This window comes from Halarchaeum grantii, from assembly GCF_014647455.2.
Classification (GTDB): domain Archaea; phylum Halobacteriota; class Halobacteria; order Halobacteriales; family Halobacteriaceae; genus Halarchaeum; species Halarchaeum grantii.
This window is the reverse complement of sequence record NZ_BMPF01000002.1, coordinates 1-17,155: the sequence shown is the minus strand read 5'-3', so window position 1 is coordinate 17,155 and position 17,155 is coordinate 1. Positions and strand designations below refer to the sequence as shown.

The window sequence follows — 17,155 nt, the reverse complement described above, 5'->3', positions numbered from 1 at the left end:
CCCGAATCGCGCGTTTCGGGGCGTCGAACCGACAGGACGAAACCGGTCGCCGCCCGACTCTCGGGCATGGGCGAGCCACTGGAGACGCGCGCCGCACAGGCCGAGGAGGTCATCGACCGACTCAGCGAGGAGTACCCCGACCCCGAAATCTCCCTCAACTTCTCGAACCGCCTCGAGCTCCTCATCGCGGTCGTGCTCTCCGCGCAGTGCACGGACGAGCGCGTCAACAAGGTGACCGCGGAGCTCTTCGAGAAGTACGACGGCGCCGAGGCCTACGCGAACGCCGACGTCGAGGAGCTCGCCTCCGACATCGACTCCATCACCTACTACAACAACAAGGCGGGCTACATCCACGACGCCTGCGAGACCATCATCGCGGAGCACGACGGCGAGGTGCCGGACACGATGAGCGAGCTGACGGACCTCCCCGGCGTCGGGCGCAAGACCGCGAACGTCGTCCTCCAGCACGGCCACGACATCACGGAGGGAATCGTCGTGGATACGCACGTCCAGCGGCTCAGCCGCCGGCTCGGCATCACCGAAGCGGAGCGCCCGGCGAAGATCGAGCGGGACCTCATGGACGGCATCGTCCCCGAGGAGCACTGGCAGAACTACACGCACTGGCTCATCAGCCACGGCCGCGACACGTGCACGGCGCGCAACCCGGACTGCGCGGAGTGCGTCCTGGAGGACGTCTGCCCGTCCTCGAAGCTCGACTCGGACGTCGACCTCGCGGACGGCGAGGCGTGGTGAGCGCGCCGTCGCTCGCGAGAGCGACGCGTCTCGACGGTTGACCGCCGCGAACGGGCTTAGGCGTCCTCGCCGGTGACGGCGAGCGTGACGGGGGCGCCGTGCGCGATGTCGACGGGTGCACCCGGTTCGACGAGGGCGACGTCCGCGTCGTCGACGAGGAGGGCGACGTCCGTCTCGTCGCGTTCGACGCTGAGCGTCGCGGGGAGCGACACCACCCAGTCCGGGCACTCGACGCGGAACGGCGCGATGGGGACGACGGCGACGGCGTCGACGGCCGGCGAGAGGACGGGCCCGTCGTCCGTCCGCGTGTAGCCCCGACTCCCCGCCGGGGTCGCGACGACGACGCCGTCGGCGCGCACCGTGTCCACGTGCTCGGTGCCCGACTCGCCCGTCGCGTCGATGGCGAACTCGGAGATGCGCGCGGCCTCCGCGGTGACGAGCATCACGTCAGCGAGCGCGCGGTACGTCTCGCGGCGCGCGTCCACGGCGAGCGTGGGGCGTTCGCGCTCGGCGTACTCGCCCCGAACGAGGCGTCGGAGCGCGCGGTCGCGGTCGGCCGTGGCGGCGGACGGGACGCCGTCGCCGGCGTTCACGGCGAGGACGGGCGTTCCGGCGGCGAGGCCGGCGCGGACGAGCTCGTAGAGCGCGGACTCCGAGAGCGCGGCGACGGCGTCGACGTCGGCGGCGAGGACGTCGCTCGCGGTGCCGACGTGCGCGTGGCCGCCCGCGTTCCCCACGACGGCGGCGGCGCCGTCCGCGTCCGGGCCGACGAGCCCGACGTGTGCGTCGGTCATCGTCGGAGGGTCGCTTCCCGTGGTGAAAAAGCTGCTGTCAGAAGGGCCAATCGCCGGTGACTCGCATGCCCTCCGCGAGGTCCTGTGCCTCGCAGGCCGCCGCGACGTCCTCGGGGGCGGCGTGCGCGACGCCGAAGCCAGCGTCCGCGAGGTCCACGGCGAGTTCGGCGAGCAGGACCGCCTGCTCCCGGAAGGTGCGCTTCTCGAGTTTGTCGAGGGTGTCCGCTGCGGTGTGCGCCCACCCGCGACCCGCGTCGCCGGTGTCGCTCGACACCATGTACGCGGGGACGCCGTGGACGACGTACTCCCAGTGGTCGGAGTGCGGGCCGAGTTCGGGGTTCGTCACCACCGGGTGCCCGAGGCGCTCGCCGACGGCGTTCGCCGCGTCGGTGAGCGCGTCGAAACCGTTCGTCGTGAACGCGAGCGTGCGCGCCGCCGCGATGCCGTCGAGGTTCAGGACGGCGCGAACGGCGTCCGTGTCGCGCTCGGCGGCGTCGTGCGCGGAGCCGACGAGGCCGACTTCCTCCGCGCCGAAGACGACGAAGCGGACGCGCACGTCCAACTCCGCCTCGCGGGCGGCGAGCACGCGCGCGAGTTCGACGACCATCGCGGTGCCCGCGCCGTTGTCCACCGCGCCCTCGCTGATGTCGTGGGCGTCGACGTGTGCGGTGACGAGCAGTTCTTCGGCCGTGTCCGGGCCGAGTTCCGCGTGGACGTTCTGCGAGGTGGCGTCCGCGAGCGACGCGTCCACCGACACGGTGACGGCCTCGCCGTCGAAGCGCCGTGAGAGGCGCGCGCCGACTTCCTTCGAGACGCCGACCGCCGGGACGTCGCCGACGGGCGACTCCTCGGTGCCGACGCTCCCCGTCGGCGCCAATCCACCCGGATAGTGGTTCGCGAAGACGAAGCCGGCCGCGCCCGCCTCGACGGCGTGATAGTACTTCTCGCGGCGGTGGACGACGCGCTCGTAGTGGTCGGGGACGTCCGAGGAGACCATCACGACCGTCCCGGAGAGGTCGCGGCCCGCGAACTCCTCGGGGAGGCCGTAGCCGAGGTCGACGAGTTCGCCCGACGCCTCGCCCGACGGACTGCGCGGGAGCGCGATGCACCCCTGTTCGGCGTCGCCCGCGGTGAGGCGCGAGTCGCCGCGCTCCCAGCCCTGAATCCCGAACTCCTCGAGGCGCGCGTTCCGGGCGTGCTCGGCGAGCGCGTCCCGCGTCGCCACCGCCGCCGCCCGCTCGCCGTCGCTGCCCGCCATCCGGTTCCCGATGTCCACGAGCGTCTCGAGGTGGTTCCAGCCCGTCTCGCTCGTGACCGTCTCGCCGATCCACTCCGTCATGGCGGTGCGTCGGCGCGGCGGCTACCTAAGCGTTGGCTGTCGGTCCCGAGACGGAGAACCCGTGGGCCTAACTCCCTCGGGGGGGCAACGGGACGTATGACCGACTCACCGCGCGCCGACACGGCCTCGAAACTGCTCGCCGTCGCCGGCCTCCTCGCCGTCGCGATCAGCGCCCTCACCGGCTACGCGCTCGTCGCGCTCGGCGACGGCACGCTCGGCGAACTCGGCCTCGGCGCGCTCGCGTTCGCCGTCGCGCTCGGCGAACTCGCGGCGTGCTGGATGCTCTACACCGGACGCGAGCACGCCCACGACGCCGCCATCATCGCCTTCGCCGTCGGGATGGCGCTCGCGTTCGTCGGCTGGAACGTCGTCGGCGTCGCCGTCTGCGGGCTGCTCGCCGTCCTCGTCTACTGGCGGCGCGACTAGAGCTCGCCCTCTGCTTTGAGGCCAGCGATCACGTCGTCGACGAGGCCCTCGACGTCCTCGTAGGGGAACTCCTCGTGGCCGGAGAGGAGTTTCGCGAGCTCCATCGCGGAGTACGTCCGCTCGCCGGCACTGAACTTCGTCATCGGGCCGCGCGAGAGTTCGGGGAGGAGGCTCGTCATGCTCGTCACGGGGTAGTCCGCGTCCTCGAAGGCCGCCGTGAGCTCCTCGCGGAGGTCGGCTTCTGCATCGCTCATGGGCGTTCGTCGCCGAGAACCCGGAAAAGGATTGTGTCTGGCCGGCGCCCGGAAACCCGGCCGTCGTCGTCTCGACGGCACGCTCGTCCGGACTGCCCTACTCGCTCGCCCAGTCGCCCATCCGGGCGTCCTCGAGGATCGTCTCGCGGACGACCTGCGCGTCCTCGATGAGGCGGTTCTGGAGGTGGATGCCGCCCGCGCTCCCCTTGTTGATCTTCTCGATTTCGACGACGCCGAGGAACGCCTGCTCCTTCAGGATGTCCCGAAAGCGCCGCACGGAGAGGACGTCCATGTCGAGGAACTCGCAGACGCGCTCGTACTGGTCGTAGACCTGACTCGTGAGGAAGGCGTCACCGCTCGCGTTGATGGAGAGCTCAGTGAGCGCGAGGAGCGCCGCCTTCGCCTGCGTCGGCGCGCCGCTGACGAGCTCGCGAAAGCGGTCCTTCTCCGCGTGCTGTTGGGCCTGCCGGACGTGGTGCTCGCGGACGGTGTCGGCCTCCTCCTCGAAGGCGACTTCGCCGGCGTGCCGGAGGATGTCGATGGCCTTCCGGGCGTCCCCGTGCTCCTGTGCGGCGAACGCCGCCGAGAGCGGGATGACGTCCTCCGAGAGGACGCCCTCGCGGAAGGCGTCGCGCCGGTTGTACATGATCTCGCGGAGCTGGTTCGCGTCGTAGGGCTTGAAGAAGAGCTCCTTGTGCTGGAAGCTGCTCTTGACGCGCTCGTTCAGGTCGTCGATGTACTGGATCTTGTTGCTGATGGCGATGATGCCGATGCTCCCGGTTATCTTTCCGGCCTCCTCGGCGCGCGAGAGCTTCATCAGGACGCTGTCGTCGTCCATCAGGTCGACCTCGTCGAGGACGACGATGGTCGAGTCGTACTGGGCGTCGAGCGTCTCCCAGAGGAGCTTGTAGTACTTCGACGTGCTGAGGCCGGTGTGCGGCACGGAGATGCCGGTCTCCGCCTCGTCGTTCAGTTTCGCGGCGAGCGAGGAGACGGCCTGCGTCTCCGTGTCGTCCTCCGCGCAGTCGACGTACGCCGTGCCGATGGTGACGCCGTCCTGCGCGGCGTTGCGCGCGCGCTGACAGACGTGCCGGGAGACGAGGGACTTCCCCGTTCCCGTCTTCCCGTAGACCATCACGTTCTCCGGGGAGTAGCCGTGGACGGCGCCGTTGAGGCGCGTCGCGAGCTTCGAGATCTCCTCGTCGCGGCCGACGATGCGGTCGGCTTCGGGAACGTGGCCGGTCTTCAGGAGGTCCTTGTTCGCGAAGATGTGGTGGCCGGCGTCGAAGAGGGGGTCGTCGATAGAGGAGGAGTCGGGCGCCATTCGCGTGTCCGTCCTGTGTCGACTCGCGGGCATAAACCCCGCGAAGTCGCCACCCCACGTTTCCGACGTGTCCCTGGGGTTGATCGCCAGCCTCCGGGGTTGTGCGTGTGGTTCTATGCGAATGGGGCGTCGAGAGTTGTTTCTCACGCGGCGTGGAACGTGAAACGATGGGGGTCCCACCCACCCCGTGTTTCCGACGTATCGCGGCGGCGAGGGGAGGGGGTGGAGAAGAGGTGGTCGGTGAGGAAGCGAACCGTCCGCCCGCGCGGCGAGGTGCGTGAAGGAAGGCGGGGCGAAGACGCGCCACCAGCGGTGCGTTTCGACCGTCTACACGAACGACGGTTCGTTCCGACAGTACGCGAAAGAGCGTTAGTGGACAGTACGGCGGGTGCGTACTTGAAGGTGCGTGGTTCACGTTCGGTCACCGTGTGGTCTCCAATCCGGTCCGCTCGGCGTCCGGAACTACCCCACCCCGTTCGTGGCGCGTACGACGGAAACGTGGGGTGGGTGGGTCGGTGGATGGATGGGTCCCTGCCCCCGCTCTCGAAAGAGAGACGTCGGAAACGTGGGGTGGGGGAGACTCCCACGGCCCTCGGCTTCCGACGTGGAACGACGGAAACGCGGGGTGGGGGAGGAGCTATCGGTCGCCCTCGGTCTCGGTCTCGGTCGATCGGGTGGGTGCTCCGTCGACGCCCAGTCAGCGGGACGGACGCGGCGACGAGGGTCCGGTGTTTATGTCTCGGCCCCGACTCGTCCCGCGTATGGACGCCAATTACGATCTGCTGCGCGAACTCACCGAGTCGCACGGCGCGCCCGGGCACGAGGACCGCATCCGCGACATCGTCCGGCGCGAACTCGCCGACGTCGTGGACGACATCCGGACGGACGCGATGGGGAACGTCGTCGCCACCGTCGAGGGCGCCGAAACCCCTGACTACGAGGTGGCGGTCGCCGCGCACATGGACGAAATCGGCTTCATGGTGACGCACGTCACCGACGCGGGCTTCCTGAAGCTCGACGCGCTCGGCGGGTGGGACCCCCGCGTCCTGCGCGCCCAGCGCGTCACCGTCCACGCGAGCGAGGGCGACATCGAGGGCGTCATCGGCTCGCCGCCCCCGCACACGATGAGCGAGGAGGAGCGCGAATCGACCGACGAGGTCGCGGACCTCTACGTCGACCTCGGGCGCGACGGCGAGACGGTCGCGGACCTCGTCTCCGTGGGCGACGTCGTGACGATGGCACAGGACACGCGCGTGCTCGGCGACACCGTCACCGGGAAGTCGATGGACGACCGGGTCTGTCTCTTCGCGATGCTCGAAGCCGCCAAACGCATCACCCCCGACGTCACCGTCCACTTCGCGGCGACCGTTCAGGAGGAGGTCGGCCTCCGGGGGGCGAAGGCGCTCGGCGTCGACCTCGACCCCGACCTCGCGCTCGCGCTCGACGTCACCGTCGCGAACGACATCCCGCAGTTCTCCGACGAATCGAAGCACGTCACCGAGCTCGGCGAGGGCGCGGCGATCAAACTCAAGGACGGGAGCGTCATCACGAACCCGAAGGTCCACAAGCGCATGCAGTCCGTCGCGGAGACGCGCGACATCGCGCACCAACTCGAAGTGCTCCCCGCCGGCGGGACGGACACCGCGGGCTTCCAGAACACGAACGGCGCGAAACCCGTCGGCGCGATCAGCGTCCCGCTCCGCTACATGCACACCGTGACGGAGGCCGCCCACGAGGACGACATCGACGCGACCGTCGACCTGCTCGCCGCCGTCCTCGACACCGAGGACGGCGCGCACGACTACCAGCTCTAGACGACCTTTTGCTGCGCTCCCTTCGGTCGCTTGCAAAAGCTCGAACAAAAGTCTGCGAGCCTCCCGCTGGTCGGCTCTTGACCTCGCCTACGGCGAGAGAACCGCGAACCTACCGGGTTCTTCGAACCACTCGATTCGCGGACACCCTATCCGTGGATTGTTCAGCACCGCCACTGTCTCTATCGTTGGCTGCGGCGCGGTCCAGCGTACTCGCGCCTACTGGCGCGAGTTTCACGCGAAGCGTTCGCGCCTTCCCCATCCTTGTGGGACCTGCGGTCACGCTAGTCCCGCGCGCTCCGCTCACCCGTCCCCCGAAAACATGATCAGTAGACCGAGACGTCGAGGTCGACCCTGCGGCGCTCACCCTCGAGGTCGGCGACGACGCGCTCGACGACGCGCTCGCCCTCCTCGACGACGAGGTCCGCGACCTTCTCGATCACCCAGTCGAGCGAGACGAACATCGGGAGGTCGAGGGCCCCGTCGGCCGAGTTCGGGTCGTAGGTGACGACGAGGCGGACGCGACACGCGTCGGCGTCCCCCGTCGCACCCTCGCCGCCCGCCTCACCCTCGTCGGGCACTCCACCGTCCGCGTCGCTCCGGCCATCACCGGCCTCCCGTTCCTCGACGAGCCACTGGCCGGCGGCGTCGAGGTCCTTCGTCACCTCCCAGTCGATGCGTGCGGGGCGCTCGACGTCCGTGACGCGCGAGTGGAGCGTGTAGTCGAGCTTCCACCACGCGAACGTGAGGTGGTACTCGGTTCCCGGCTCGCCGTCGCCGTCCGCGCGGACGGACTCGAGGTGCTTCGAGTAGTCGGCGTATCCGGGGAAGTCGAGCAGGAAGTCGTAGACCTCCTCGCGGGGGGCGTAGACGGTCGTACTGACCTCGACGGTCTTCACGCGTCTCCGTGCGCGCGCGACCGGCATAAGTGGTCGGTGAATCCGTCGCGAGCCGTGGGGCGACCGGGACGCGACGTCGCGCCCGGGTCACGTCAGCGTTCGGCGCCGTCACCGGGTCCGCAACCGTTGTAACCGCTGACTCCGTATCGGTGCGGTATGAGCGACTCCACTCCCCGGCCGAGCGTCGTCGTCGTCGGCGGCGGCGTCGCCGGACTGAACGCCGCACTCTACACAGCCCGCGCGGGCTTCGAGACCACCGTCGTCAACGCCGGCGAGTCCATCCTCCGGCGCAACGGCCACCTCGAGAACGTCCCCGGCTTCCCGGCGGGCGTGAACTCCCGGACGTTCCTCGACCTCCTCGAGGAGCAAGCGACGGAGGCTGGCGCCGACCTCGTCACCGGCGAAGTCGTCTCCCTGCGACGTTCTGAGGGTCGGTTCGTCGCCGACACGGCGGGCGACGAGGCCTACGCGGGCGACTACGCGATCGCGGCGACGAAGTCGAACCCCGGCTACCTCGACGGCTTCGACCTCGACCGCGACCAGCACGGCTCGAAGACGTACGTTCGGGCCGACGACCGCGGGCGGACCGACGTGGCGGGCCTCTACGTCGCGGGCCGCCTCGCCGCCGAACCCCATCAGGCCGCCATCGTCGCCGGCCACGGCGCGAAGGTCGGCCTGTCCGTCGTCGAGGACTCCGACGTCCCCTACTACCACGACTGGGTCGCCCCCGAGGGCTACTTCACGGGCCGCGGGCGCGACGTCCCGCCGGGCGTCGAGGAGATCGACGAGGGCGAGCGCGCGGAACGCGAGCGCGACGCGATGGCGCGCATGCGGGAGGCGTTCGACGAGCGCCACCCCGAGGAACCGACCATGCATCCGAGCGTCGCCGACGACGCGGACGAGTAGGGCGGAAGGCGGACGGTTTTACTGTCGCGGACGCGGAGACTGAGCCATGCTAGAGGGTGTGAACGTCGCGCTCGGCGTCACCGGGAGCATCGCGGCGGTGAAGGTGGTCGAACTCGCGCACGAGCTCCGGCGGCGCGGCGCGTCCGTCCGCGCCGTCATGTCGGAGAGCGCGCGCGGTATCGTCCACCCGTGGGCCGTCGAGTTCGCCACCGAGCGCGACGTCGTCACCGAGATCACGGGCGCCGTCGAGCACGTCGAGCTCTGCGGGGTCGAGGGGTGGGCGGACGTCTACTTGGTCGCGCCCGCGACCGCGAACACCGTCGGGAAGATGGCGGCCGCCGTCGACGACACGCCGGTCACGACGACGGCGACGACGGCGCTCGGCGCGGGCGTCCCCGTCGTCGTCGCGCCCGCGATGCACGAGCCGATGTACGACCATCCCGGCGTGCTGGAGAGCATCGAGCGCGTCGAGTCGTGGGGCGTCGACTTCGTCGACCCGCGCGTCGAGGAGGGGAAAGCGAAGATCGCGAGCGTCGACGCCATCTGCCTCGACGTCGCGCGCGCCGCCGGCGACCGCCCCCTCGACGGCGACCACGTCGTCGTCACGTCGGGCGCGACGAGCGAGCGCATCGACCCCGTGCGCGTGTTGACGAACCGCGCCTCGGGCCGCACCGGCCGCGCCGTCGCGCGCGCCTGCTACGTCCGGGGCGCGGACGTCACGCTCGTTCACGACGGCGAGGACGTCCCGTACGCGGCCGTGACGCACGTCGAGTCGGCCGAGGAGATGCTCGACGCCGTCCTCGAGGCCTGCGCCGACGCCGACGCCGTCTGCTCCGTCGCCGCCATCTCCGACTACACCGTCGAACCGGCCGAGGAGAAGATACGGAGCGGCGGCGAACTCGTCCTCGAGCTCGCGCCGACGCCGAAGCTCCTCGATGCCGTCCGCGAGGCCCACCCCGACCTCACGCTCGTCGGGTTCAAGGCGGAGACGAGCGGCGACGACGACGCGATGGTCGCCCAAGCGCGCCGCATCATGGAGCGCGCGGGTCTCGCGTTCGTCGTCGCGAACGACGCGAGCGTCATGGGTCGCGAGGAAACTCGCGCGCTCGTCGTGCGCGCGGACGGCTACGAGGAGTACACCGGAACGAAGGACGGACTGGGACTGCGCGTCGCGGACGAACTCGCGGCGGAGCGCTAGTTGTCGCCCGGGCTGTAGTTCGGCGCTTCGTCCGTGATCATGACGTCGTGGGCGTGGCCCTCGGTCTGGCCGGCCGAGGAGACGCGGACGAACTCGGAGTCGTTCTTGAACTCGGCGATTGTCGCGGCGCCGACGTAGCCCATCCCCGATTGGATGCCGCCGACGAGCTGGTGGAGCTCGCTCGCGAGCGGGCCCTTGTACGGCGTCGCGGCCTCGACGCCCTCGGGGACGTACTCCTCGTCCTCGTCGTCCTCCTTGAGGTAGCGCTCGCCGCCGCCGGACTGCATCGCGCCGACCGACCCCATGCCGCGGTACTGCTTGTACTTCTTGCCGTTCATGGTGATGACTCGCCCGGGGGCCTCGTCGGTGCCGGCGAAGTAGGAGCCGAGCATCACGGCGTCCGCCCCGGCGGCGAACGCCTTCGCGGCGTCGCCGGAGTAGCGAATGCCGCCGTCGGCGATGACGGGGACGTCGTAGTCGGCGGCGACGTCGGCGACCTGCGAGACGGCGGTGATCTGGGGCATCCCGGCGCCGGAGACGACGCGCGTCGTGCAGATGGAACCGGGGCCGATGCCGACCTTGATGCCGTCCGCGAAGTCCACGATGTCCTCGGCGGCCTCGGCGGTGCCGACGTTCCCGACGACGACGTCAGCGTCGATCTCCGCCTTGATCTCGCGGGCGGAGTCGATGACGTTCAGGTTGTGCGCGTGCGCGCAGTCGATGAAGACGACGTCCGCGCCCGCCCCGTCGGCGGCTTTCGCGCGCTCGACGTCGAAGGGGCCGACGGCGACGCCGACGCGGAGGCCGCCCTCGTCGTCGCGCGCGGCGTCCTCGTGCTCGCGGCGCGCGAGGATGCCCTGCATCGTGACGAGGCCGACGAGCCGGTCGTCCTCGTCCACGATGGGGACGCGCTCGATCTTGTGCTCGTACATGAGTTCGAGGGCGTCGCGCGCGTCGACGTCCTCGCTCGCGGTGATGACTTCGTCCGTCATCGCCTCCCGGACGGTGTCCTCCTCGCCGACCTCGAGGTAGGGGCGGATGTCGGTGCCGGAGATGATCCCCAACACCGTGTCGTCGTCGTCGACGACGGGCGCGCCGGAGACGCCTTCGTGCTCCATCATCGCGTCGACCTCGTCGATGGTCTGCTCGGGGGCGGCGGTGACAACGTCCTCGCGGCGGATGACGAGCTCGTCCGCGCGCTTCACGCGCTCGATCTCGGCGACGAGTTCGTCGTCGTCGAGGTTCTGGTGGAGGACGCCGAGGCCGCCCTCGCGCGCCATCGCGATGGCGAGTTCGCTCTCCGTGACGGTGTCCATCGCGGCGGAGAGAATGGGGACGTTGATCGAGACGTTTCGCGAGACGCGCGTGGAGACGTCGGCCTCGTCCGGTTCGACGCGGCTCTCGGCGGGCCGGAGCAACACGTCGTCGAACGTGAGCGCTTCGGGGACGTCGAGTTTGTCGGAGAATCGGGTGCGTGATCGCTCGTCGTTCGCCATGTAAACCGTGTTCGCGCGATACGCAAAAACGTTCCGTAACCGGCGGAGAATCGGGTGTGATACTGTCACGGTCGTGCATATCCAGAGGCAAGCATTGCCGTGCGAGCGCTCCACGTTCGACCACCGTTCGTGAACGAACGTGTACGATCCGGCCGCGAGAACTCGAAATTTGACCGGACGTCAGTTTAGATAGGGTATTTGTGTGCTATCGTGTCTTGTGGGCGGCGTTCCCGTGACGATCGGACGCTACGTGGCCACTCGTGTCACACAACGTTTATGGACGTGAACCGGAAACACTCACGTATGGACTCCCACGGTCCCGTCGCAGTCCGCATCGCCGGCAACCAGCTCCAGCGCTCCGGCGACTTTACAAAACTCTGCGAGACCACCGGGACATTTACGGGAGCCACCACCTTCTGGCGGCGGCAGATGGCTGTCGAGTCATCGCCGCATCGTCGGGGATATCACCGCTCGGCCGATGGTGACGGCCATCCAGCCTGAGCGATGAGCATCTCACGGCACCCCATCGCCCTTCGCCTAGAGCAGCGTGTCGGCGGCGCGACGCGACTCCTCGCCACCGTCATGCTCCTCCCGCTCGTCGACGGCATCTTCGCCGCGCTCGTCCTCAGCGGCGCGCTCACCCAGACGACGACCGTCGGGTCGCTCGTCATACCTACGGGCATCCTCCAGATCGGCCTGCTCGTCTTCGGCGGGAGCGCCACCGTCGCCGTCGTCCTCGTCGACATGCAGGGGAGTCGCCGCGAGAAGGCTCAGTCCGTCCTCCTCGTCGGCGTCCCGCTCGTCCTCGGGTCGCTCGCCGTCGCCGCGCTCGCCCCCACCGTCGCGAGCCTCCTCGACACGGGGGTCTTCGAGCGCTTCGCCGCCTTCGTCGTGCTCGCCATCGCCGCGAAGACCGCGAGCACGCGCATTGGTGACTACCTCCCCAGCCCCGGTGTCATCGTCGCGCTCGGGCTCCTCGCGAGCGTCCGGCCGTCGTCGTTCGCGCTCGTCGTCGACGTCGATCCCACGATCGTCGCCGGCGCCGCCGGCGCCGCCACCGTCGCCGTCGCGTTCGCGCTCGGCGTCGCGCTCCTCGAACCCCACCTCCGGCGCCTCCTCGACATCGACCGCTTCCGCTTCGGGAGCGCCGTCGCCCTCGGCACTCTCGCGCTCTCGCTCTTCGGCATCGTTCCCGACGGCGCCGCCCTCCCCGTCTTCGCGCTCGCCGGCCTCCTCGCCATCGAACCCGGCCAAGCGGACGCCGTTCCCGCCGCCGCGACCACCGACGGCGGCGAAGAGGAACCCGCCGAAGACGGCCCCGCCCCCTACGGGTACCCCGGCGAGGACGGCGCCGACGAACGCGCCCCCTGGCTGTAGACCGGAGCGGAGCGCTTACCCGCCTTCGGGTCGCACGCTACGCGTATGCCCGATACCCGCGTCGTGCAGGGCCGCATGGTCACGCCCCAGCACCTCGCCGAACTCATCGAGGACGGCGACGTCATGGAAGCCGAAGCCATCGAGGACACCGACCGGGAGTGCCCGAACTGCGGCGGCGACGTCCTCGAAGTCGGCTACATGCCCAGCATCACCGAGTACGTCGTCGGCCGCAAGTGCCAGGAGTGCGACTGGAGCGAGACCGACCGGGACTGAATCGAAACCCATTTAGGCAGAATCGGCATACGAAGCGATGCGAGGGGCTGTGGCCAAGCCAGGGATGGCGACTGACTCCAGAGGCCACGCGCCCGGGACGAAATTCCAGACTGGTATACCGAGCGACCGACTGATCATCGGCTCGCGACGACGACCCTCTGGAGTTCCGAGGCGCACCGGAGATATCAGTCGATCGGGGGTTCAAATCCCTCCGGCCCCATTTCTACTCCGATACAGATCGTCGAGCGATGCGTGTCGTCCACGAGGGCTCTTTTCGGGAGACGGTTAGGCGCGCTCTCGGTAGATCGCGTCGGCGGAGGTGCGGCCGCTGTTGAAGGACGTGACCTTGGCGCGGATGACGTCGCCTTCGGCGAGGTCATCGGGGACGTCTTCGGTGAAGAGGACGAAGCCCTCGACTTTGCCGACGGCGACGCGTTCGCCGGAGTGGTGGTCGCTGAAGTCGGTGACGCCGAACTCGTAGGTCTCGCCGATCTCGACGGGCGGGTCGCGTTCTTGGGCGGCGTCGTGCGCGCGCTTCGAGGCGCGCCGCTCGGCGGTTCGGCGGCGCCACCAGACGGCGAGGGCGGCGAGGAGGACGATTCCGACGCCGACGCCGGCGGCGACCGTGGGGAGGTCCATACGGGCCCGTCGGCCGGGGCTCACTTATCGCGAACGGTTCGCTCAGGCGGGGTCGTTGGTGAGGAGGAGGACGCCGAAGGCGAGTTGGAAGAGCGCGCCGAGTGGGACGTGGAGGCCGGCGAATCCCGTCCGATAGATGGCGCTGGCGGCGACGAGGTAGCCGAGGCCGGTGCAGCAGAGCGCGGCGCCGACGAGTCGCGCGGGGCGGTCGAGTCGGTCGATGACGGCGTCCTCCTCGAGGTAGAAGGCGACACTGAACGCGAGGAGCGCGAGGAAGGCGACGGAGACGACGCTCCAGACGAGGTAGCCGGTGGCAATGGTCGTCGTTCCCTGGTACTGGTAGGCGCCGACGGAGGTGGTGAACATGAGGTCGCTGGCGCCGTCGATGCGACTGGTGACGCGACGCAACTGGAAGAGCGGCCAGCGGACGAAGAGGACGGAGACGTCGGGATTCGAGAGGGTCGCGGAGGCGACTTCCCACGGGAGGAGTGCGCTCACCCAGACGAAGAGGACGGCGAGCGGGTTCTCGTACTCGGCGGCGGTCCAGCGAGGCATAGCGGAGGTATCCGCGACGGCGGCATAAACGTACCCGACTCGGGCGTCGGGCCTTCCCACGAGGAGAGGACGGTGTAGCGCCCATCGTCGCGCTGGGCGAGGCCGTGAGGGTGTCGCGTGCGGTAGTGTCACTGCGCTACGGTACACGCTATCGAAGCGCCGAAAGTTCCGTCAGGCTTTATTGCTCGCGCGAGAAGAGGCGACATGGATAGACTGAAGCAGTCGCTGCTCGATGCGCCGATCATCGAGAAGGAAGGGTATCACTACTTCGTACACCCGATCAGCGACGGCGTCCCGATGCTCGAACCCGAGCTCCTCCGGGAGATCGTCATCCGCATCATCCGGAAGGCCGAGATCGAGGACGTCGACAAGATCGTCACGCCCGCCGCGATGGGTATCCACATCTCGACGGCGGTGTCGCTGATGACCGACATTCCCCTGGTGGTCATCCGCAAGCGGCAGTACGGTCTCGACGGCGAGGTCTCGCTCACGCAGCAGACGGGCTACTCGGAGTCCGAGATGTACATCAACGACGTCTTCGAGGGCGACCGCGTGCTCGTCCTCGACGACGTCCTCTCGACGGGCGGGACGCTGCGCGCGATCACGGACGCCCTCGACCACATCGGCGCGGACGTCTCCGACGTCGTCGCCGTCATCAAGAAGGAGGGCCCGAACGAACTCGACGACTCGGGGGTCGACGTGAAGACGCTCATCAACGTCGACGTCGTCGACGGCGAGGTCGTCATCACGGACGAGCACGGCGACGACTGACGCTCGCGGAGACGCGCGCCGCCGACGCGTGGAGGCGGCAAGCGCCACGACCGAAGACACTGTTTTGCGCGGGACGCACGAACGGGTGGGTGTATGACGTCTGTTCTGTTCGTCGTCAGCGAAGAAGGCTACTGGGGAGAGGAGTGTATCGAGCCGCTCACGACGCTGGACGAGCGCGGCGCCGAGGTCACGGTCGCGACGCCGACCGGTGAGCCGCCGGTGGTGGACGAGCGCTCGGTCGACCCGGAGAGCGTCGGCGAGGAGACGGCCGACTGGGTCCTCGACGTTCACGAGAGCGACGAGCGCCTGAACGACCCCGAACCGCTCGCCGCAGTGGATGCCGGGGACTACGACGCGGTCGTCTTCCCGGGCGGACACGGGACGGCGTGGGACGTGAATCAGGACCGCGACGCCCGCGGCCTCCTCCGCGAGAGCGTCGCCGGCGACGACGGGAAGGCGCTCGTCGTCTGTCACGCCGTCGGCATCCTCGCGTTCACGCGCGACTCCGACGGCGACTTCCTCGTTGCGGGGCGGTCGGTCACGGGCTTCCCGAACGCGTGGGAGGAGGGAATCGTCGACGAGCACGACCGCCTCCCGGACGGGCGTAAGCTCCCCTACTGGGTCGAGGACGAGGTCGTCGCGGCGGGCGCCGAGTGGGACGCCGAACTCGACGCGGACGCGTCGGTCACGGTCGACGGCGACCTCGTCACTGCGCGCGGGCCCGAATCCTCGGCCGCCGCCGCCGAGGCGTTCGCGGACGAACTCGACCTCTGAGCCGAGGTAGAAACTGCCACACGGCACCGCCCTTCGCAAGCCTTATCCGCAGGAGGGCGTTACGAAGAATCAGCGGGATGGGATAGCCAGGAGATTCCGCCGGGCTCATAACCCGGAGATCGGTAGTTCAAATCTACCTCCCGCTACTTCTCCTGCACTCACGCCTCGAAGCGCCGTGCTTCGACGTGCCATCACTTCGACGGCCCATCGCCTTCTGTCGGACTCGATTCGTCTCGGCGGGTTCCCTCGCCCGATATCGTCACTACTCGTGTAGCGGCATCCACGCGGAAAGACCGCGTTCTCAGTCGAAGGAGAGCGACGTCTCCGACTCGGTGACGACGGTGACGTCCTCGGCGTCGACGGTTTCGACGTCGAGCCAGTGGGGGATGTAGTTGCGCTTCTCGTAGTCCTCGTACTCCTCGCGGTCGCCCATGACGCACCAGAGCTGGACGCGCTCGGGGCCGTGCCAGTCGCCGTTGCGGGTCACGCCGAACAGGACCTTCTCGTCGCCGTCGCGCTCGATGACGGCGCCGTTGCGCACGCCGGGGTCCCCGTGGATGATGAGCCGCTTCATGCACGGGGCTTCCGTGGGAGGTCGATTAAACGCTTCGCACTGGCGACGCTAGCGCACGCGCCGCGCGACGACGTGCACGCCGACGCCGACGAGCGAGACGGCGAGGCCGACGGCGAGCACGCTCGCGCGGACGTCTCGGCTGGCGCGGCCGGCGAGTCGCGGGACGCCGCTGAGGAGGAGGCCGAACGGGACGCCGACGAGGAGCGCGTAGACGCCGCCGACGCCGAGCGTCGGGAGGCCGTAGGTAGCGAGGACGACGAGTTCCGCGCGAACGCCCGGGAACGCCGCGCCCGCCGGTGTGAACGTCACGAGGCCGGGCGAGACGCCGGCGTCACCGACACCGGTCGATGCGTTCCAGCGGAGCGTCGTGCCGCCGTCCGCGACGACCATCGCCTCCGGGTGGCCGGTGACCCGGTCGCCCGCTGGCGCCTCGATGGTCACGTCCGCGTCGCCCGGGTAGTAGTCGTTGGTGTAGTCGGCGAACGGCGCGAGGAGGACGCCGCCGCCGGCCTCGTGAACGACGCCGTCGAGGCGATAGGTGACGACGAGCGTGTCGTTCGCGACGCGCGAGCGGAGGTGTGCGGTGTCGCGGTCGAACCGGTGGGCGAAGCGGGCGGCGACGACGGTTTCCCGAAGGCTCGCGTTCTCGCGGAAGGCGTCGGCGGCGTCGGGATCGGTGAGCGTCGTCGACTCCGTCCACGTGCTCGTGCCGTTCGCGTGGACGGCGACGTCAACGGTGACGTCCGCCGTGTCCGTCGATGGGTAGTTCACGGGCGCGTACGCGTCGTCTCCGAACCCGTCGAAGCCCGAGACGGGCTGTGGCGGCGGGCGCGCGGCGGCGGGCGTCGCGACGACGGCGAGTCCCGCGACGAGGATAACGCAGCAGAGGAGGGCGCGGCGGGCCATACGCGGTGGTGTGGCAGACGCGGTGTTTAGTTAAGGCTGAAAAGCGAGGCGGTGCGAGTTTCTGCTGGTTGATGGCTGAAATCGCC

Annotated in this window: 20 protein-coding genes and 2 tRNA genes; 12 read left to right on the top strand and 10 right to left on the bottom strand. The window is 69.5% G+C overall.

Annotated features, from left to right (window positions below; genetic code table 11):
- The first annotated feature begins 66 nt into the window (after nucleotides 1–66).
- Nucleotides 67–753, top strand: a complete 687-nt coding sequence (gene nth / locus IEY12_RS06275; protein WP_188880392.1) for an endonuclease III — start codon at nucleotides 67–69, stop codon at nucleotides 751–753.
- Nucleotides 754–809: 56 nt separating this feature from the next.
- Here the strand turns inward: nth and IEY12_RS06270 are convergent, their stop codons facing one another.
- Entirely contained in the window at nucleotides 810–1,547 is a 738-nt protein-coding gene (locus IEY12_RS06270; RefSeq protein ID WP_188880391.1) for an NAD(+)/NADH kinase, read from the bottom strand.
- 37 nt (nucleotides 1,548–1,584) lie between these two features.
- Nucleotides 1,585–2,886 carry a M28 family peptidase gene (locus tag IEY12_RS06265; protein ID WP_188880390.1) on the bottom strand — a complete coding sequence of 434 codons (1,302 nt, stop codon included), beginning with the start codon at nucleotides 2,884–2,886 and terminating at the stop codon, nucleotides 1,585–1,587.
- Nucleotides 2,887–2,982: 96 nt separating this feature from the next.
- On the opposite strand from IEY12_RS06265, the gene IEY12_RS06260 reads away from it, so the two are divergent.
- Entirely contained in the window at nucleotides 2,983–3,312 is a 330-nt protein-coding gene (locus tag IEY12_RS06260) for a hypothetical protein (RefSeq protein WP_188880389.1), read from the top strand.
- Here the strand turns inward: IEY12_RS06260 and IEY12_RS06255 are convergent.
- Nucleotides 3,309–3,566, bottom strand: coding sequence for an MTH865 family protein (locus tag IEY12_RS06255; RefSeq protein ID WP_188880388.1), 258 nt, complete (start codon nucleotides 3,564–3,566; stop codon nucleotides 3,309–3,311). The two genes, IEY12_RS06260 and IEY12_RS06255, sit on opposite strands and share 4 nt — an antisense overlap.
- 97 nt (nucleotides 3,567–3,663) lie before the next feature.
- Nucleotides 3,664–4,890 carry an orc1/cdc6 family replication initiation protein gene (locus IEY12_RS06250; protein ID WP_188880387.1) on the bottom strand — a complete coding sequence of 409 codons (1,227 nt, stop codon included), beginning with the start codon at nucleotides 4,888–4,890 and terminating at the stop codon, nucleotides 3,664–3,666.
- Between the two features lie 761 nt (nucleotides 4,891–5,651).
- Between IEY12_RS06250 and IEY12_RS06245 the strand changes: the two genes are divergently transcribed.
- Nucleotides 5,652–6,704: a M42 family metallopeptidase gene (locus tag IEY12_RS06245; RefSeq protein ID WP_188880386.1), complete on the top strand. Its 1,053-nt coding sequence runs from the start codon at nucleotides 5,652–5,654 to the stop codon at nucleotides 6,702–6,704.
- A gap of 323 nt (nucleotides 6,705–7,027) precedes the next feature.
- Here IEY12_RS06245 and IEY12_RS06240 read toward each other — a convergent pair whose 3' ends face one another.
- Nucleotides 7,028–7,627, bottom strand: a complete 600-nt coding sequence (locus IEY12_RS06240; protein ID WP_425433163.1) for an SRPBCC family protein — start codon at nucleotides 7,625–7,627, stop codon at nucleotides 7,028–7,030.
- Nucleotides 7,628–7,756: 129 nt separating this feature from the next.
- Between IEY12_RS06240 and IEY12_RS06235 the strand changes: the two genes are divergently transcribed.
- The gene (locus IEY12_RS06235; protein ID WP_188880384.1) at nucleotides 7,757–8,506 is read left to right on the top strand and encodes an FAD-dependent oxidoreductase; all 750 of its coding nucleotides are present in this window, start codon (nucleotides 7,757–7,759) and stop codon (nucleotides 8,504–8,506) included.
- 46 nt (nucleotides 8,507–8,552) lie between these two features.
- Nucleotides 8,553–9,704, top strand: a complete 1,152-nt coding sequence (gene coaBC / locus IEY12_RS06230) for a bifunctional phosphopantothenoylcysteine decarboxylase/phosphopantothenate--cysteine ligase CoaBC (protein WP_188880383.1) — start codon at nucleotides 8,553–8,555, stop codon at nucleotides 9,702–9,704.
- Here the strand turns inward: coaBC and guaB are convergent.
- Nucleotides 9,701–11,200: an IMP dehydrogenase gene (guaB, locus tag IEY12_RS06225; protein WP_188880382.1), complete on the bottom strand. Its 1,500-nt coding sequence runs from the start codon at nucleotides 11,198–11,200 to the stop codon at nucleotides 9,701–9,703. The genes coaBC and guaB overlap by 4 nt on opposite strands.
- 276 nt (nucleotides 11,201–11,476) lie before the next feature.
- On the opposite strand from guaB, the gene IEY12_RS16065 reads away from it, so the two are divergent.
- The 4 genes from IEY12_RS16065 (at nucleotide 11,477) to IEY12_RS06210 (ending at nucleotide 13,070) form a co-directional block, all read left to right on the top strand.
- Complete coding sequence (locus IEY12_RS16065) at nucleotides 11,477–11,701, top strand: DUF8099 family protein (RefSeq protein ID WP_483866963.1); 225 nt, start codon at nucleotides 11,477–11,479, stop codon at nucleotides 11,699–11,701.
- A 3-nt stretch (nucleotides 11,702–11,704) separates the two neighbouring features.
- Nucleotides 11,705–12,577: a DUF5794 domain-containing protein gene (locus IEY12_RS06220; RefSeq protein WP_188880381.1), complete on the top strand. Its 873-nt coding sequence runs from the start codon at nucleotides 11,705–11,707 to the stop codon at nucleotides 12,575–12,577.
- A gap of 45 nt (nucleotides 12,578–12,622) precedes the next feature.
- Nucleotides 12,623–12,850: a DUF5795 family protein gene (locus tag IEY12_RS06215; RefSeq protein ID WP_188880380.1), complete on the top strand. Its 228-nt coding sequence runs from the start codon at nucleotides 12,623–12,625 to the stop codon at nucleotides 12,848–12,850.
- A gap of 43 nt (nucleotides 12,851–12,893) precedes the next feature.
- Nucleotides 12,894–13,070: transfer RNA gene (locus tag IEY12_RS06210), tRNA-Trp, on the top strand.
- Between the two features lie 65 nt (nucleotides 13,071–13,135).
- On the opposite strand, the gene IEY12_RS06205 is transcribed toward IEY12_RS06210, so the two are convergent.
- Both IEY12_RS06205 and IEY12_RS06200 read right to left on the bottom strand, forming a co-directional pair.
- A complete protein-coding gene (locus IEY12_RS06205; RefSeq protein ID WP_188880379.1) occupies nucleotides 13,136–13,489 on the bottom strand; it encodes a TRAM domain-containing protein in 354 nt (117 codons plus the stop codon).
- Between the two features lie 42 nt (nucleotides 13,490–13,531).
- On the bottom strand, nucleotides 13,532–14,044 hold the full coding sequence (locus tag IEY12_RS06200) for a DUF7549 family protein (RefSeq protein ID WP_188880378.1): 513 nt from the start codon (nucleotides 14,042–14,044) through the stop codon (nucleotides 13,532–13,534).
- Between the two features lie 204 nt (nucleotides 14,045–14,248).
- Between IEY12_RS06200 and hpt the strand changes: the two genes are divergently transcribed.
- From hpt to IEY12_RS06185, 3 genes are all read left to right on the top strand, one after another.
- Complete coding sequence (hpt, locus tag IEY12_RS06195) at nucleotides 14,249–14,815, top strand: hypoxanthine/guanine phosphoribosyltransferase (RefSeq protein WP_123076988.1); 567 nt, start codon at nucleotides 14,249–14,251, stop codon at nucleotides 14,813–14,815.
- A 93-nt stretch (nucleotides 14,816–14,908) separates the two neighbouring features.
- Nucleotides 14,909–15,589 carry a type 1 glutamine amidotransferase domain-containing protein gene (locus tag IEY12_RS06190; protein ID WP_188880377.1) on the top strand — a complete coding sequence of 227 codons (681 nt, stop codon included), beginning with the start codon at nucleotides 14,909–14,911 and terminating at the stop codon, nucleotides 15,587–15,589.
- Nucleotides 15,590–15,660: 71 nt separating this feature from the next.
- A tRNA-Met gene (locus IEY12_RS06185) sits at nucleotides 15,661–15,735 on the top strand.
- Between the two features lie 155 nt (nucleotides 15,736–15,890).
- Here the strand turns inward: IEY12_RS06185 and IEY12_RS06180 are convergent.
- Both IEY12_RS06180 and IEY12_RS06175 read right to left on the bottom strand, forming a co-directional pair.
- Nucleotides 15,891–16,163, bottom strand: a complete 273-nt coding sequence (locus tag IEY12_RS06180; RefSeq protein ID WP_123076984.1) for an HAH_0734 family protein — start codon at nucleotides 16,161–16,163, stop codon at nucleotides 15,891–15,893.
- A gap of 48 nt (nucleotides 16,164–16,211) precedes the next feature.
- On the bottom strand, nucleotides 16,212–17,069 hold the full coding sequence (locus IEY12_RS06175) for a hypothetical protein (protein ID WP_188880376.1): 858 nt from the start codon (nucleotides 17,067–17,069) through the stop codon (nucleotides 16,212–16,214).
- Nucleotides 17,070–17,155: the final 86 nt, after the last annotated feature.

What these genes read in the sequence shown, in the direction of transcription:
- IEY12_RS16065 (WP_483866963.1), top strand. Translation starts at nt 11,477, where the DNA reads ATGGACGTGAACCGGAAACACTCACGTATGGACTCCCACGGTCCCGTC.
- IEY12_RS06180 (WP_123076984.1), bottom strand. Translation starts at nt 16,163, where the DNA reads ATGAAGCGGCTCATCATCCACGGGGACCCCGGCGTGCGCAACGGCGCC.
- IEY12_RS06270 (WP_188880391.1), bottom strand. Translation starts at nt 1,547, where the DNA reads ATGACCGACGCACACGTCGGGCTCGTCGGCCCGGACGCGGACGGCGCC.
- IEY12_RS06205 (WP_188880379.1), bottom strand. Translation starts at nt 13,489, where the DNA reads ATGGACCTCCCCACGGTCGCCGCCGGCGTCGGCGTCGGAATCGTCCTC.
- IEY12_RS06235 (WP_188880384.1), top strand. Translation starts at nt 7,757, where the DNA reads ATGAGCGACTCCACTCCCCGGCCGAGCGTCGTCGTCGTCGGCGGCGGC.
- hpt (WP_123076988.1), top strand. Translation starts at nt 14,249, where the DNA reads ATGGATAGACTGAAGCAGTCGCTGCTCGATGCGCCGATCATCGAGAAG.
- IEY12_RS06255 (WP_188880388.1), bottom strand. Translation starts at nt 3,566, where the DNA reads ATGAGCGATGCAGAAGCCGACCTCCGCGAGGAGCTCACGGCGGCCTTC.
- IEY12_RS06200 (WP_188880378.1), bottom strand. Translation starts at nt 14,044, where the DNA reads ATGCCTCGCTGGACCGCCGCCGAGTACGAGAACCCGCTCGCCGTCCTC.
- IEY12_RS06220 (WP_188880381.1), top strand. Translation starts at nt 11,705, where the DNA reads ATGAGCATCTCACGGCACCCCATCGCCCTTCGCCTAGAGCAGCGTGTC.
- IEY12_RS06240 (WP_425433163.1), bottom strand. Translation starts at nt 7,627, where the DNA reads ATGCCGGTCGCGCGCGCACGGAGACGCGTGAAGACCGTCGAGGTCAGT.
- IEY12_RS06265 (WP_188880390.1), bottom strand. Translation starts at nt 2,886, where the DNA reads ATGACGGAGTGGATCGGCGAGACGGTCACGAGCGAGACGGGCTGGAAC.
- IEY12_RS06245 (WP_188880386.1), top strand. Translation starts at nt 5,652, where the DNA reads ATGGACGCCAATTACGATCTGCTGCGCGAACTCACCGAGTCGCACGGC.
- IEY12_RS06250 (WP_188880387.1), bottom strand. Translation starts at nt 4,890, where the DNA reads ATGGCGCCCGACTCCTCCTCTATCGACGACCCCCTCTTCGACGCCGGC.
- guaB (WP_188880382.1), bottom strand. Translation starts at nt 11,200, where the DNA reads ATGGCGAACGACGAGCGATCACGCACCCGATTCTCCGACAAACTCGAC.
- IEY12_RS06260 (WP_188880389.1), top strand. Translation starts at nt 2,983, where the DNA reads ATGACCGACTCACCGCGCGCCGACACGGCCTCGAAACTGCTCGCCGTC.
- IEY12_RS06190 (WP_188880377.1), top strand. Translation starts at nt 14,909, where the DNA reads ATGACGTCTGTTCTGTTCGTCGTCAGCGAAGAAGGCTACTGGGGAGAG.
- IEY12_RS06175 (WP_188880376.1), bottom strand. Translation starts at nt 17,069, where the DNA reads ATGGCCCGCCGCGCCCTCCTCTGCTGCGTTATCCTCGTCGCGGGACTC.
- coaBC (WP_188880383.1), top strand. Translation starts at nt 8,553, where the DNA reads ATGCTAGAGGGTGTGAACGTCGCGCTCGGCGTCACCGGGAGCATCGCG.
- IEY12_RS06215 (WP_188880380.1), top strand. Translation starts at nt 12,623, where the DNA reads ATGCCCGATACCCGCGTCGTGCAGGGCCGCATGGTCACGCCCCAGCAC.
- nth (WP_188880392.1), top strand. Translation starts at nt 67, where the DNA reads ATGGGCGAGCCACTGGAGACGCGCGCCGCACAGGCCGAGGAGGTCATC.